The organism is Tenacibaculum pacificus (genome assembly GCF_027941775.1).
GTDB classification, from domain to species: Bacteria; Bacteroidota; Bacteroidia; order Flavobacteriales; family Flavobacteriaceae; genus Polaribacter; species Polaribacter pacificus_A.
Map to the genome: position 1 here is coordinate 519,221 of NZ_CP115917.1, position 15,780 is coordinate 535,000.

Annotated in this window: 12 protein-coding genes and 3 pseudogenes; 2 read left to right on the forward strand and 13 right to left on the reverse strand. The window is 28.8% G+C overall.

Annotated elements, in window-relative coordinates; translation table 11 throughout:
* Window positions 1–29: 29 nt before the first annotated feature.
* Complete coding sequence (locus PG913_RS02355) at window positions 30–5,552, reverse strand: GEVED domain-containing protein (RefSeq protein ID WP_271231462.1); 5,523 nt, start codon at window positions 5,550–5,552, stop codon at window positions 30–32.
* 83 nt (window positions 5,553–5,635) lie between these two features.
* On the opposite strand from PG913_RS02355, the gene lipB reads away from it, so the two are divergent.
* A complete protein-coding gene (lipB, locus tag PG913_RS02360; RefSeq protein WP_271231463.1) occupies window positions 5,636–6,340 on the forward strand; it encodes a lipoyl(octanoyl) transferase LipB in 705 nt (234 codons plus the stop codon).
* Window positions 6,341–6,389: 49 nt separating this feature from the next.
* On the opposite strand, the pseudogene PG913_RS12985 reads toward lipB, so the two are convergent.
* The 8 genes and pseudogenes from PG913_RS12985 to rsgA form a co-directional block, all read right to left on the reverse strand.
* Window positions 6,390–6,665 (reverse strand): annotated as a pseudogene (locus tag PG913_RS12985) (YceI family protein); the annotation flags it as partial.
* 61 nt (window positions 6,666–6,726) lie between these two features.
* Window positions 6,727–7,035 (reverse strand): Vmc-like lipoprotein signal peptide domain-containing protein, encoded by a 309-nt coding sequence (locus PG913_RS02365; protein ID WP_271231464.1) that lies wholly within the window; start codon window positions 7,033–7,035, stop codon window positions 6,727–6,729.
* Between the two features lie 63 nt (window positions 7,036–7,098).
* Window positions 7,099–7,815, reverse strand: a complete 717-nt coding sequence (locus PG913_RS02370) for a tRNA threonylcarbamoyladenosine dehydratase (RefSeq protein WP_271231465.1) — start codon at window positions 7,813–7,815, stop codon at window positions 7,099–7,101.
* Window positions 7,812–8,297 (reverse strand): TatD family hydrolase, encoded by a 486-nt coding sequence (locus PG913_RS02375; RefSeq protein ID WP_271232113.1) that lies wholly within the window; start codon window positions 8,295–8,297, stop codon window positions 7,812–7,814. The genes PG913_RS02370 and PG913_RS02375 overlap by 4 nt, the downstream gene beginning before the upstream one ends.
* Window positions 8,240–8,449 carry a hypothetical protein gene (locus PG913_RS02380; protein ID WP_271231466.1) on the reverse strand — a complete coding sequence of 70 codons (210 nt, stop codon included), beginning with the start codon at window positions 8,447–8,449 and terminating at the stop codon, window positions 8,240–8,242. Before PG913_RS02380 ends, PG913_RS02375 begins: the two co-directional genes overlap by 58 nt.
* An 11-nt stretch (window positions 8,450–8,460) precedes the next feature.
* Window positions 8,461–9,048 carry a tRNA-uridine aminocarboxypropyltransferase gene (locus tag PG913_RS02385; protein WP_271231467.1) on the reverse strand — a complete coding sequence of 196 codons (588 nt, stop codon included), beginning with the start codon at window positions 9,046–9,048 and terminating at the stop codon, window positions 8,461–8,463.
* Between the two features lie 165 nt (window positions 9,049–9,213).
* Window positions 9,214–9,667: pseudogene (gene dtd, locus PG913_RS02390) on the reverse strand (D-aminoacyl-tRNA deacylase).
* A pseudogene (gene rsgA, locus PG913_RS02395) lies at window positions 9,668–10,634 on the reverse strand (ribosome small subunit-dependent GTPase A). It lies immediately after the preceding pseudogene.
* Window positions 10,635–10,897: 263 nt separating this feature from the next.
* On the opposite strand from rsgA, the gene PG913_RS02400 reads away from it, so the two are divergent.
* Window positions 10,898–11,356: a hypothetical protein gene (locus tag PG913_RS02400; protein ID WP_271231468.1), complete on the forward strand. Its 459-nt coding sequence runs from the start codon at window positions 10,898–10,900 to the stop codon at window positions 11,354–11,356.
* A gap of 48 nt (window positions 11,357–11,404) precedes the next feature.
* On the opposite strand, the gene PG913_RS02405 is transcribed toward PG913_RS02400, so the two are convergent.
* Genes PG913_RS02405 through PG913_RS02420 form a run of 4 tightly spaced genes read right to left on the reverse strand, consistent with a single transcriptional unit; the run spans window position 11,405 to window position 15,381 of the window.
* A complete protein-coding gene (locus PG913_RS02405) occupies window positions 11,405–12,487 on the reverse strand; it encodes a bifunctional 3-deoxy-7-phosphoheptulonate synthase/chorismate mutase type II (protein ID WP_271231469.1) in 1,083 nt (360 codons plus the stop codon).
* Window positions 12,488–12,507: 20 nt separating this feature from the next.
* Window positions 12,508–13,356, reverse strand: coding sequence for a prephenate dehydrogenase (locus PG913_RS02410; protein WP_101907784.1), 849 nt, complete (start codon window positions 13,354–13,356; stop codon window positions 12,508–12,510).
* Window positions 13,357–13,408: 52 nt separating this feature from the next.
* On the reverse strand, window positions 13,409–14,554 hold the full coding sequence (locus PG913_RS02415; RefSeq protein ID WP_271231470.1) for a pyridoxal phosphate-dependent aminotransferase: 1,146 nt from the start codon (window positions 14,552–14,554) through the stop codon (window positions 13,409–13,411).
* The gene (locus PG913_RS02420; protein WP_271231471.1) at window positions 14,554–15,381 is read right to left on the reverse strand and encodes a prephenate dehydratase; all 828 of its coding nucleotides are present in this window, start codon (window positions 15,379–15,381) and stop codon (window positions 14,554–14,556) included. Before PG913_RS02420 ends, PG913_RS02415 begins: the two co-directional genes overlap by 1 nt.
* Between the last annotated feature and the right edge of the window lie 399 nt (window positions 15,382–15,780).

Consider the following 15,780-nt stretch of genomic DNA (forward strand, 5'->3'; position numbering starts at 1 on the left):
TTAAGCTCGCTTTTTTTAGAAGTATTATTTTAAAGAATTATTATTTTACTTGTATTTATCTTTCCGTCATTTTGAATTTGTATAAAGTAAACTCCACTACTTATTTTTGAAAATTCAATTTCGTTATTGAATTTACTTGAAATAGTAGAAAATGTTTGGGTTTCTAATAATTGACCTACCATATTAAATAATCGGATAATAGTTAAATCTTTAACTTTAACTTTAAATTTTACGGTTATTTTTCCATCAGATGGTATTGGGTATATTTTTAAATCTGAGAATAAGTTTTTATCATTAGCAAAACTTTCTTCAACATTTATAGTATAGTCTTCGACTTCGCCATTAAAATCTAATTCACAAGATTCAGGAAATTCATTTAATTTTGTTGAAATACGTAAGGTTGTCGTACCAGTTAATGCATCTTCAGGAACTTTAATACTTAATGAATTAGTAGTAGTTAAATTATAAGTTTCTAGTTCTGTTACATCAAACTTACAATCTTGATTCCAATCAATCCATGCATATGTTTTTACTGTACTATTTCCATCAGTATTAATATCAACATTTAAATCATACTCTTCACCTCTTACGACATTTGTAGTTATTGCTTTGAAATCAGAATAACCCGTTGTTTTTGTTGATGAGTTATCAATTTCGCCAAAGTTAACATTGGTAATACTTATTTGAGAATCTGTATTCCCTGATGATTTACAGTGATTATTATTAATAACTAAAGTTAAATCAACTGATTTTGTCATTGAACTAGATGTCGCATTTACTTTAATAGTATAATCACCAATAGCTACGTTATTTAAGTTAGATACTGTTATAGATACTTTTTTATCTGAATTAATTACTATTGAAGTAAAAGTTACTGTTGAACTTACAGGTGCATTTTCTGCTGATAAAGTTACATTTTCATTAAAATCATTGAATGTTTTATAATCAATTTCATATTTAACTTCATTTACAGCTTTATTACATATAGATTGTCCTACCGTTTTATTTGTTAATGTAAAACTAGGAGTAATTGTAATAGTATAATCTTCAACTTCTCCGTTAAAATCTAATTCACAAGAACTAGGTTCTCCGTCATCATCAAGTTTTGTAACAACTCTTAATGTTGTTGTTCCTGATAAAGCATCAGAAGGAATTGTAATATCTAATCCACTATTACTTGTTGCTCCGTTAGTATTTGTAGTATTACCTAAATCATATTTTTCATTAGCATCAAACAAGCAGTTTTGATTCCAATCTATCCAAGCAAAAGTATTTACAGTTTTATTACCGCTAGAATTTGCATTAACAATTAACGGATATGTATTTCCTTTTATAACTTCTGTTGTAATTGCTTTAAAATCAGAATAACCTGTTGTTTTTGTTGATGAGTTATCAATCTCTCCAAGTTTAACAAGTGTTGTACTTATTTGAGAATCTGTATTACCTGATGATTTACAGTGATTATCATTAATACTTAGTATCAAATCGATAGATTTTGTAATTGAATTAGAGGTAGCATTTACTTTAATAGTATAATCACCTACGGTTACATTATTTAAGTTATCTATTTTTAAAGTTACCATTCCATCTGTACTAATTATTGCTGAAGTAAAAGTAACTATCGAATTTACAGGTGTATTTTCTGTAGATAAAGTTACGTTTTCATCAAAACTATTGAATGTTTTATAGTCAATTTTGTATTCAACTTCATTCACAGCTTTATTACATATAGATTGTCCTACCGTTTTATTTGTTAATGTAAAACTAGGAGTAATTGTAATAGTATAATCTTCAGCTTCTCCGTTAAAATCTATTTCACAAGAATTTGGTTGCCCATCATTAGCTAGTTTAGTAATAACTCTTAATGTTGTTGTTCCTGATAAAGCATCTGAAGGAACTATAACTTTTAATCCACTATTAGCTGTTGCTCCATTATTATTTGTAGTATTACCTAAATCATATTTTTCATTCGTATCAAATAAGCAGTTTTGATTCCAGTCAATCCAAGCAAATGTTTTTACAGTTTGATTACCATTAGAATTAGCGTTAACAATCAATGGGTATTTTTCTCCTTTTATAACTTCTGTTGCTATTGTTTTAAAATCAGAATAACCCGTTGTTTTTGTTGATGGATTATTAATTTCTCCAAATTTAACAAGTGTTGTGCTTATTTGAGAATCTGTATTACCAGTTGCATTACAAATATTATCATTAACATTAAATGGAACTTCAATTGATTTTGTAATTGAATTAGCTGTTCCTGTAACAATTATTGTATAGTCACCAATAGGTGCATTATTTAAATTAGAAAGTGTAAATTTTATAAGTCCGCTTGTATTTATTGATATTGGATTTAAGTTGCTTGTTGTATTTGTAGGAGTTCCTGAAACAGAAAAACTAACATTTTCATCAAAATTAAACAGAGCTTTATAATCAATTTCAAAAATTTGATCATTCACGGCTTTATTACAAATAGATAAATTACCAGTTGTATTGGTTAATGTAAAATCAGCACCAGGTTTTTCTTCAATTTCTATTGAGTAATCTTCGGTTTCTCCATATTGACTATTCTGATCAGCATTACATGGACCACCACCACTAGGTGAACCTGTTTCATAATACTCAATAGTTACTCTCATTCTAGTTTTACCTAATACAGCATTATTTGGTACTGTTATTTTTAAAGATGTTGTAGCAATATCACTTGTTCTAGCTCCTAAATCATATCTTTCAGTAGCTTTGTCAAATACATAATCTTGATTCCAATCAATAAATACATAACAATGATCTTGGTATCCATCAGTATTAAAAGTTACACTAATTTCACGCTCTTGTGTTCTTTTTATATTTGTTGATATATTACTAAAATCTTGATAACCATCTACAGAGTCATTTAAAGAGTTGTTATTAATTGTATTAAAAGTAACGTTAGATATATATTCAGCACCACCTGTTTCATCAGGATATTCTAACGAACAATAAGTAGGTATTTCTGTTGTAAATATGTTAATGTCAGAATACGTTCCTTCGCTACAATTATTTTTAGGCTTTACACGCCAAAAATAGTTAGTGTTTTTTGATAAAAAATCTATTGAAGGTATATATGAATTTGTATCTACTATTTCATCAATTATAATATTATTGAAATTAGTGTCAGTGGCTACTACAATGTTATATAGTGTAGCATTTGAATTAGCTTCCCACTCAAATTTTGTGTTGATACTAATCTCATCAGTTGCATTACTAGGAGTTGTTAAATTTATTTTAGTAAAACTATTTTCCGTTATTTTTAATAATGCAGTGGTTGTTTGAGTAACTGTTGCCGATTTTCCTTCAATAATAATGACGTTATCTTGTTGATTACTCCCATTTAAATTATTTATTGTCATAACAACATCTCCTTCTTTATTAATAGTAGCAGGGTTAAATGATGCAGTAGTTCCACTAGGTAAGCCAGTAGCAGATAAATTTACTGTTTCAGTAAAACCATTAACAAATTTGAACTTTAAAGTATAATCTACAGAGTTATTACCTGTATTACAAACAACTTGTTTATCAGTTTGGTTTGAAATTAAAAAAGTAGGTGTTGTAGAGTCAATCGTAAAATTAGTATTGTTTACATTATAAAAAATGTTATCAGCAGCTTCTATAAGAATACGTCCTTTAGTTGTTGGAGTATTAGGAATAATAACATCTTCAGAACCATCATTAGCAACATTATCTTTTAAAAGAATAGGGAAAGTTAATCCACCATCAATAGAAAGTTTAATATTTACCTTCATACAGTTAATCGGTGCTTTATCAGTAGTTCCTTTATTCCATGTTATTTTTTGAGTAGAACTAGTATTCCAGTTTACAGCAGTATTAGGATACGTAAATGCAAAAGCTTCAGAATCAGTTATTGTAATTTTAACATCATCTCTTGCTGTATTACCTCCGCCAGCATGATTATCTCTTACTGTTAGTGCAAAATTTAATTCTCTAGCAACACTAGGAAGAACCTCCCATTGATTTGAACCATCATTAACAACATTAGAAAAGGTTGGTAAATATCTATTAGGAGATGTACTAGAATGTAATGATCTAAAAGCAGGACCTTGTGTACTTGTTGAAACTAGTGGTACTATTGCTGATTCGGTATCTATTTGTTCCCAATTGTATGTTAAGCTTGCAGTTCCATCGGTATCTGTAGCTATTCCTTTTAAAACAAAAGGAGTGTTTTTAGGGATACTAAAATCATTACCTGCATTTGCAGTAGGAGCATTATTACCTGTATCTGTTGTTAGACCACAACTAGCAACTGACTGAACATGATTCCACATTTGACCAATACTAACTGTATGAAAATAATCATCACTGTTATTTTGTACATTTTGAGGAGAACAAATACCAGCATACGCCATTATTGTAGTACCACTTCCTGGTTCTACAGAGGTGCTTCCTATATTACTTCCACAACTACCTCCAGTTCCGTTAAAGGTATGCGTAGCACCAAATTGGTGTCCTATTTCACGCGCCACATAATCGATATCAAAGGGGTCGTTAATAGGTTGCCAACTACCTGTAATACCACTAGCTTTTGAACCAGATCTACATACAGATCTTAAAGCAGCTAAACCACCACCACCAGTGCTAAATGTATGTCCAATATCGTAATTTGCATCACCAATTATAGCATCACATTTAACTTGACTCTCATCAATTAGGTTATCAGCATTATCATTAGTTAATTCATCAGTAGTTGAGTCTAAAAATATTATTTCATCATTGTTATTTACGATAACCATTCGAACACCTAAATCTCTTTCGTAAACTGTATTTACACGAGCTATAGTAGTATTCATTGCAGATAAAATAACCGATTTCTTTACAGCATCTGTTGCTGAGTTAGAAATACCTTCTCTATTTAAATGAAATTGAGAATATTCACCTGTACAAGCAATGGCAATCCTATAAGTTCTTAATTTACCATCATTTGCATTTTTTTTTTGAATTGAAGACTTTATTATTTCTTTTTTCGTTTCTTCAATTTGACAGTTAAAATCATTATTATCCGATTTTAAGTCATCTCTTTTATATATAATATACTGTTTTTTATCTTTAGTATACGGATCTATATATATTGTACTTTCATTAGCCGAATATATAAGGGCGTGTAAGCCATTAACACCTAATGTGATTTTAGCAACTGCAGTAGGGTTATTAATTCCTTGAGCAGAATATGTTTTAATCATAGGGAATTTAGCCGCTAATTCAGGTGCTAAAGATGGTGTTTCATTAAAAGAATACTCTTCTAATCTTCCTTCAGAGTTGGGTAAAGTTATTATCCTTTCTCCTTTATTTAGATTAGAGTTTTTTAGATGATTTTCAAAACTACTTAAGTTTAACGAAGCTAAAGAGTATTTTTGAGGTGTGTTTTCCCTATCAAGAATTTTATTTTTTTGAATAAAATTATCTTTTTTTACTGTTTTATTCCAGTAATTTTGAGAAAATGAATTACTACTAAAAAAAGTAAAAATTAGTAGTATTAGAAAAGGGATTTTTTTAATCATAATTATTAGGTTAATGGTATAGTAAGAACAGCTAAAAGTTAATTTTCCCTACCTTTGAGGTCTTATTTTTAGAATACTAATTTATGAATAAAAAAATAATAGTAAGTGATTTAGGTCAAAAAGATTATAAAGATACTTGGGATTATCAAGCCCAGTTGTTAGAAAAAACGGTTTTTATAAAAAGAGAAAACAGAAAAAAAGAACTCGAAATTAGTACACCCAATCATTTTTTATTTGTAGAACACCCTCACGTTTATACATTAGGTAAATCTGGAGATTTAAGTAATTTATTACTAAATGAGTTGCAATTAAAAGAAAAAGGAGCAACTTTTTATAAGATAAACAGGGGAGGAGATATCACGTATCACGGACCGGGGCAAATAGTAGGATATCCTATTCTTGATTTAGAAAATTTTTTTACAGATATTCATAAATACCTTCGTTTTTTAGAAGAAGCAATTATATTAACAATTGCAGAATATGGATTAGAAGCAGCACGAAGCGATGGAGAAACAGGTGTTTGGTTAGGTGTAGGAACTCCGTTTGCTAGAAAAATTTGCGCTATGGGGATTCGTGCAAGTAGATGGGTTACCATGCATGGATTTGCTTTAAACGTAAATGTGAATTTAGGTTATTTTGATAATATTATTCCTTGTGGAATTAAAGGAAAAGCAGTTACTTCAATGGAAGCAGAGCTAGGTTTTAAAGTTTCAGAAGCTGAGGTAAAAGAAAAAATTTTAAAACATTTTAAAGAACTTTTTGAAGTTGATGAATTTATTAATGAATAAAAAAAGGGTTGATATTATATCAACCCTTTTTTTATGTACTATAATGAAATTATTTTACAGCCTTTATATTAAAAGAAATTTCCATTAAATCGTTAATGAATTTATCTTTTAAAGCAGCATTAAACTTTTTAGAACTATAAGTAACTCCAAAGTCAGTTCTGTCAATACTAAAAACATCACTTTTAATAGTAGTTACACCTTCACTTTGAGTAATTGTAGCTGGAATTGTAATACTTTTTGTAGTTTCTTTAAGTGTTAAATTACCTGTAATATGTAACTTTCCATCTTTTGTTTCAGAGCTAGCAACTTCAAATTTAGCAGTAGGAAATTTTTCAACATCGAAAAAATCAGCATTTTTTAAATGACCTTCTAATTTTTCTTTTCCTTTACCAGCTTCTAAATCTGCACACTGAAATTGAAGTCATATCAATAACAAATTCACCAGATTTAAGTACACCATTTTCTATATCAAATAAACCTTTTGTAATGTTAACAACACCATTATGAGAATCTGTTGGCTTGTTTCCTTTCCAAGTAACAGTAGATTCAGCAATATTTGCTTTGTAAGAGTTAATTACATTTTCTACTTTTTTAACATCTTTAATTTCTTCGCTAACAGTTACTTTGTTTTTTTCTGATTTACAAGAAACAGCAGTAATGGCGATAAGAGCAATAGCTAAAATTGATTTTTTCATGATTATTTGTATTTAATTATTTTATTTAGAACAAATATACTTTAAAAATAGTTTCCTTGGAAATTATTTTTTCGTTAAGATTTTGTTAATAACATAAGAACTAGCTTGTAAGCCAAAAGCGGCGGGCATATAGCTAATAGTTCCATAAAAAGATTTTTTAAAATTAGCTCCATTTGTTAGTTGTAAGCTTTCGGCAATTTGAACTTCTTCCGAGTAAACAGCAGTAATACCTTTATTTACTTTTCGTTCTTTTAATCGCTTTTTTAACGCACGTGCCATTTTACAATTTTTAGTTTTACTGATGTCTTTTACAACAACTTTACTTGCATCTAATTTTCCACCAGCACCCATAGCACTAATTAATTTTACTTTTTTTCTTTTAGCTGCAACAATTAAATTAATTTTAGGAGTAATACTATCAATACAATCCATTACGTAATCATATTCATTACTAACTATTTCAAAAGCTCTTTCTGGCGATAAAAATTCTTCTATTGCTGTTAGTTCTATTTCAGGATTTATATCTTTAATTCTGTCGGCAATTACGCTTACTTTTGTTTTTCCAACGGTACTATCTAGTGCGGGTAATTGTCTGTTTTTATTAGTTTCATCAAAAGCATCGCCATCAACAATTGTCATTTTTCCAACACCAGCTCTTGCTATAAATTCTGCTGCAAATGAGCCAACTCCACCTAAGCCAACAATTAAAATATTTGCTTTTTTCAGTTTTTCAATTCCTTCTTTCTGAACTAATAATTCCGTTCTTTCTAACCAACTCATTTCTTAAATATCTTATTAAAATTTTGATGTATATTTTGTTCTATTTTTTCAATTTCTATATTTTTTATGTCACTAGCTTTTTTATAGATACAAGCAATTTTTATAGTGTTTTCATCTGTTTCTAAGAAAATATTTTCTAAAGGAATTTTTAAAAATACTTCTTGTAATTTAGTTGATGTTAACAATGCTTTTCCGAAGGATAAAAAACAATCATTTTTGATAAAATCAGTAGCAATTTGACTATTTTTATTAAAACCGTGAATAATCCATTTTTGCGTAGGTTTTAATTCTTTTTTCAAACGGAGTATATCCTGAAAAGCTTTTACACAATGTATAATTAATGGTTTTTTAAATTCTTCTGATAACTTAATATGTTCTTTAAAAATACTAATTTGAAGTGTATAATTTACTTTTGATAATTTATCTAAACCACATTCGCCAACTGCGTAACAATTTTTGTGAAGTAGCTTTTTTTGATAAATAGAACTTCATCTTCAATACTATTTTTGTTGATAAACCACGGATGAATCCCAATAGAAAAAGGCGTCTTAAAATCTGTTGAATTAGGATAACAATTTAAAATATTGAAATTTTCATCAGAATTAGTATGCGTATGAATATTTATAAACTTCATAAAAAAGGTAACTAACTTTCTTGTTCAAAAATAATATTTCTTTCCATATTTTTTTTATAAACATTCTTAAGGATAAGTTCTTTATTATTTGTGTTTACCATACATTCAATTTGATGGACAATCATTTTTTCAAAAGGAACAAGAAAATTCTTGGTATCACATTGTTCTAATTCACTTTGATTAAGTAAATTTAAGACTGTATAAACTGATTCAATAGTGCTAAGACAAAGAGGTGCTGGTTGTTGCTTAATAGTAAATTTCGATTTTATTTTATTATCAAAGCTTACTCTTTTTAGTTTTTGTAAGTTTTTACTCAATTTTAGCATTTTACGAGCGCAAGGCCATGTTCCATCAAGAATAAAAATATGTGGATTATCACCCATAAATGAAATTATGTCTGAACTTTTTTTTACTGATAAATTAAAAGTATCTTCTCCAGGATAAAGTAAAAAAGAAGAATTATTTTCTTTATTCAGTATTTCATTTACACGTTTATTATTTGTGAAATCTACACCAACTATAATTTCAGAATTTTCAAGTTGAAGATTCGTCATACGTCCCGTTCCGTTTTTTTCTTTTTTGTACTCTTTCGGGTGCATAAGAATAATAAAACGAGTCTTGGTTTGGGAACGATTAATGTGTTTACAAATACAGTGAAGATGAAGGCATCATGCATTTGTAACATTTGATTCTTGGGTTTTTCATTTATACTTTCAACGTGAATATCTCTTTTTTTGAATTACTGCCAACTATAAAATAAAGTTTTATACCTTATTTTTACTATCGATAATAATAGTAACAGGTCCATCATTTAAAAGTTCTACTTTCATATCTGCACCAAATTTACCTGTTTGTACTTTTTTACCTAAGTCGTTTTCTACCTGATTTATAAATTGATTATATAAAGGAATTGCGATTTCAGGTTTTGAAGCGTTCAATGTAGCTTGGTCTGTTTCCTTTTTTTGTTGATGCTTGTAATGTAAATTGACTAACGATAATTGCATCTCCTTTAACATCAATTAAAGATTGATTCATCACCTGATTTTCATCATTAAAAATTCGAAGATTCGTTATTTTTTTAGATAACCAGTTAATATCTTCTGTATTATCATCATCAGTAATGCCTACTAAAATTAGCAAACCATTTTGAATATCAGCAACTTTTTCTCTTTCAATAGTTACACTAGCTTTATTTACTCTTTGAACAACTGCTTTCATTTACTCTTTATCTTTTTCCCAAATATCAGTACGATAATGTTCTTCTTCACCTTCTAAAATTTGCAAATAACTTTTATAACGTTCCCATTGAAACAGTATCAGCTTCTAAAGCATCTTTTACGGCACATTTTGGTTCGTTTACATGAATACAGTTATTGAATTTACAATCTTGTTTTAGTGCAAAAAATTCAGGAAAATAATCTCCTAATTCATATTTATCAATATCAACAACTCCAAAACCTTTAATACCTGGAGTATCAATAATTCGGGCATCTTTTGAGTTTTCGATACTTAAATCGAACATTTCTGCAAAAGTAGTGGTGTGTTTTCCTTGATTATGTTGATCAGAAATTTCTTTAGTTTTTAAATTTAAAGCAGGATCAATAGTGTTTACTAATGTTGTTTTTCCAACTCCTGAATGTCCTACAAACATCGAAGTTTTTCCAAGCATTATTTCTTTAATTTTATCAATATTGGTGTTTTCCTTTGCAGATACTTCGATACATCGGTAACCGATAGTTTCATAAATATCTTTTAAGTATAAAATTTCACCACGTTCTTCAATTTCGTAAGAATCTATTTTATTAAATACTAAAATAGTATCAATTCTGTAAGCTCTTGCAGAAACTAAAAATCTATCAATAAAAGTGGTAAAAGTAGGCGGATTGTTAATAGTAACCAGTAAAAAAACTTGGTCAATATTAGCTGCAATAATATGTGTTTGCTTAGATAAATTTACCGATTTACGAACAATAAAATTATCACGTTCATGAATTTCGGTAATTAAACCTGTTTCTTCGTTATTCTTGGTTTCTAAGTCAAAATCAACTTTGTCTCCAACTGCAATCGGATTGGTGCTTTTAATACCTTTTAGTCGAAATTTTCCTTTAATACGGCATTTGTATAAAACATCCTCACACTTTACCCAATACCAACTTCCTGTAGATTTATATACGATTCCTGTCATAGTACAAAGATGCAGAAATTTATGTAAAAATTAAAGTGTCGGTTGCTGTGTTTTTAGTTTTAGTAGCAAATACTTTTGATAACTAATAATTTGAAGCAATTTCCCGCTTTCCGCACTCGCTTTTTTTATTTTTCTTTTCGAAAAGAAAAATAAAAAAGAGCTCAAACAAATGCTTCAATCGGGGCTAGGCATTTTAATAATTTTGAATATTTTAAATTTAAAAATATTATATTGCGCGCTTATTAAAAAAAAAATAATTTTTTATGAAAAAAGCATTATTACTAATTGCATTTATTGCATTAGGTTTAACATCAGTAAACGCTCAGAAATTTGAGTACAAGGTTATTACAAGTGTAGAGTCAACAGTTCCTAATGGATTAGGTAGGTCAAGATTAATCTCATCTAATGAAGACAGAGATTATAAGAGTTTTACATCAACAAGGTCTAGTGAAAAAAAGAAAGACAAAAGAAATAAATCTGACCGTGCTGAGATTAGAGTAAAAAACTTCGATGAAACTAAATTATTAAACTTCTTTAATATGGGAGGAATTAGATTTCAGAATATTGTAGCAAATGATGCTGTAATTAGCTCAAAAATAAATACCATGGTTGAAGAAGGATGGGATTTAGCTTTTGTAAATTCAGGAGTTGAGAGTTATGGAGGTAAAGGTGATAAAAATGGTATTTTTATTACAAGATATATTTTTAAAAGATTAAAATAATATCTTAATCTTTTAAAAAAAAGGAGCTTCAATTGAAGCTCCTTTTTTTTATCCGTTAATAATTTTTTCTTGATGATTAATAGATTCTTGGTGAATTGCTTTAAACATTTTTAAAACAAAATCTTCACTTAAACCTTTAGTTTCACCTTCTAAAATCATGTTTCCAAGAATTTCATTCCAACGTCTAGACTGTAAAACAGCAACGTTCATATCTTTCTTTAAAGCACCAATTTTATCAGCAACGCTCATTCTTTTTCCTAACATTTCTATTAGTTGACCATCAACAACGTTAATTTGAGCACGTAAATTATCTAAAGATTCTCTGTATTCAGAATCTGTTTCTGTTGCTTTTCTGATTTTTAAATCAGTCATAATCTGCTTTAACTTAGTAGGAGTTACTTGTTGAGCAGCATCACTCCAAGCCTTTTCAGGGTCAAAATGAGTTTCAACCATTAAACCATCAAAGTTTAAATCTAAAGCAGTTTGACAAACATCAAAAACCATTTCTCTGTTTCCTGTAATATGCGAAGGGTCACAAATTAAAGGTAAATCAGGAAATCTGTTTTGAAATTCAATAGCAATTTGCCATTCAGGAATATTTCTGTATTTAGATTTTTCATACGTAGAAAAACCTCTGTGAATAGCTCCTAAATTTTTAATTCCTGCTGTATATAATCTTTCAATACCACCTAGCCATAAAGCTAAATCTGGATTTACAGGATTTTTAACTAATACGATTTTATCAGTTCCTTTTAACGCATCCGCAATTTCTTGCATAATAAATGGCGATACTGTTGAACGAGCACCAATCCATAATAAATCTATATCATGTTCTAAAGCTAATTTTACGTGGGCTGCATTGGCAACTTCAGTACAGGTTTTCATTCCTGTTTCTTCTTTTACTTTTTGTAACCACTTTAAACCTAAAGCACCTACACCTTCAAAATTTCCAGGTCTAGTTCTTGGTTTCCAAATTCCTGCTCTAAAATAGTTTACATCAGAATCTTTTAATTCGTGTGCAATTTTTAAAACCTGCTCTTCGGTTTCTGCACTACAAGGCCCTGCTATTACTAGTGGATGCGCTAAATTCATATCATCCAACCATGTTCTTAATTCTTTTGTATTTTCCATTTTAATAATTATTATGGCCTTTATTTTATGCCGTTTAATATTTGTTTTATGTGATTTGTACTTTCCATTTCGTTATGGATTTTAGTAAAATCATCTTCTAGTATTAACTCTTTAAATTGTTGTAAATTATTGATATATTCTTCCAAAGTTTCTACAACGTTGTCTTTATTTTGTTTAAAAATAGCCGTCCACATTGCTGGTGAACTTTTTGCTAAACGAACTGTTGATGCAAAACCAGAACCTGCCATGTCAAAAATATCACGTTCGTTTTTTTCTTTTTCGATAACAGTTTTTCCTAACATAAAAGAACTGATATGCGATAAATGAGATACATATGCAATGTGTTTATCGTGCGATTTTGCATCCATATAACGAATTCTCATTCCTAGCTTTGAGAAAATTTCTAAAGCTATTTCTTGTAATTTGAAAGCTGTTTTTTCTACTTCACAAATAATATTTGTTTTTTGTTTAAACAAATTTTCATGTGCTGCTGTTGGTCCTGAAAATTCAGTACCTGCAATAGGGTGTGTTGCTAAAAAATTTCTTCGCTTCGGATGATTTTTAATAGCTTCACAAATGTTTGCTTTTGTAGAACCTACATCTAAAACTAAACAATCATCAGCAATAATATCTAAAACTTTAGGTATTATTGCTATTTGAACATCAACAGGTATTGAAATAATTACAATACTTGCTTTTTCTAATTCGCTAAACGTTGCTTTATGATGAATTACGCCAATTTTTTTAGCTTCATCTAAATGATTTTCGTTGGCATCAATTCCATAAACAACAGCCTCAGGATATTCTCTTTGAATATCTAAAACCATGCTTCCACCAATTAAACCAACACCAATTACAAATACGTTCATATTATTATTTTACTGCATTTCTATCACAGAAATGATATTTTATTTTACCTATTTAGGCAAACCTATTAATTGCTTCTTTAATTACTTCTTTTGTAATACATAACGAAAAACGAATATAACCTTCTCCTTGCGAACCAAAAACAGTTCCAGGAGTAATAAATATATCTTTTCCGTATAAAATTTCATCGGCAGTTTCTTCGGATGTTTTTCCTTCAGGAATTTTAGCCCAAACAAACAAACCTGTTGAGTTTCTATTATATGTACAGTTTAATTTATCAGCAAGTTGAAAAATTAAGTTTCTACGTTCTTCATATATTTTATTCTGAGCAATAAACCATTCATCAGATAAATGTAAAGCTTCAATAGCACCTTTTTGAATTCCGTAAAACATACCAGAATCCATATTACTTTTAACCTTTAATATCTGATTGATAAAATTAGCATTACCCAAAACCATACCAACACGCCAACCTGCCATGTTAAATGTCTTACTTAATGAATTTAATTCTAAAGCAATTTCTTTAGCGCCATCCACTTGTAAAATACTGATAGGGTTATCATTTAAAATAAAACTATACGGATTATCATTAACAATTAATATTTGATGTTTTTTACCAAAAGCTACTAATTTTTCAAAAGTTTCTAAAGTTGCATTTGTTCCCGTTGGCATATGCGGATAATTTACCCACATAATTTTTACGTTTTCTAAATCTAACTTTTCTAATTCTTCAAAATTTGGTTGCCAGTTAGTTGTATCACTTAAGTTGTAAAAAAGTGGTGTTGCACCTACTAATTTAGTAACAGAAGTATAAGTTGGATAACCAGGATTTGGAATTAATACTTTATCGCCTTCATTTAAAAAAGCAATAGAGATATGCATAATTCCTTCTTTACTACCCATTAAAGGCAATATTTCATTTTCAGGATTAGAGGCTACTCCAAATTTTTCGTTATAAAACTTAGAAATTGCATTTCTTAATTCAGGTAATCCTTGATAACTTTGATATTTATGAGCAGTTGCATCCCCAAAACTTTCTTGAATAGCGTTGATAACTTTCGTTGGAGGCAATAAATCAGGGCTACCAATTCCCATATTGATAATTGGTTTTCCTGCTGCTGCCAATTCTCTAACTTCTCTTAATTTTTTAGAGAAGTAGTATTCTTGTACGGTATCTAATCTTTTTGCTGGTTGAATCATTATTTTCTTCCGTTTTTATATGCTCCTAATACTTTAAAATCTTCTGCCATTATTTTAATGATAGAAATTGCCTTTTCGTAATTTTTATATTCATTAAAGGTAACATCTACAAAAAATGAATATTTCCAAGGAGCTTCAATTACTGGTAACGATTGTATTTTTGTTAAATTCATTTTACAATCGCTTAATACATTTAAAAGAGTAGCTAAACTACCTCTTTTATGATCAAGTTGAAATTTTAACGATGCTTTATTTATCGTATCAATTCCGTTACTAGGTTCTTTAGTTTGTACAATAACAAATCGGGTTGAATTTTCTTTCATGGTTTGAATGTCATCTTCAATAACATTTAAACCAAAAATTTCTGCAGCAATTTTAGGTGCAATGGCTGCAACTCCTTTTAAGTTATTTTTAGCAATTCTTTTGGCTACTTCCGCAGTATCAACATCTTCTACTAATTTAATATGTTTATGTTTTTTAAAAAACTCTTTACATTGTAGTAGTGCCATCGGATGCGAACAAACTTCGGTAATATCTTCAATTTTCTGATTAGGAAGCGCCATTAAATGATGATGAATATTTAAATATTCTTCACCAATTATGTGTAAATTATTTTTATCAATTAAAGCGTAGTTTGGTATAATAGAACCTGCTATCGTATTTTCTAGCGCCATAATACCAACATTTGCTGTTTTATCAAGTAAGCTATCTACTAAAACATCAAAAGACATACATTCTTTTAAGTCAATTGTAGTGCCATAAAAATCACGAGCTACTTTATGATGGTTAGATCCTTCTGCTCCTTGAATTGCTATAATTTGTTTCATTTTAAATCAAAAAAAAAGCCTCGATATATCGAGGCTTTATAATTATATGTGTTAGTTAACAATACGATACAAAGCCTCAGTTCTTATTAAAGAAATAAAAGTGGAAATAAAAACCTTGCCAAACGTTTTGTAACATCATTTTTGTTTTTGTTGTACGTTACAAATCTAAAGATTAATATTAGAAAAACAAATTAGTTGTTAAATATTTTTAAAAAAGAAACTATTAATCAGTTTAATAGCTATCTATAAAATACAATTAGAAGTTATTTATCACATTGTTAGGTTTTTACGTGCTTAATTGATGTTTGGTTAATACTTTTTTTAATAATTTTTTCCGATGTTTTATTTTATAGTAGTTTTATTTTAAACAATAACCTTTGTATTTGTTTATTGAATAAA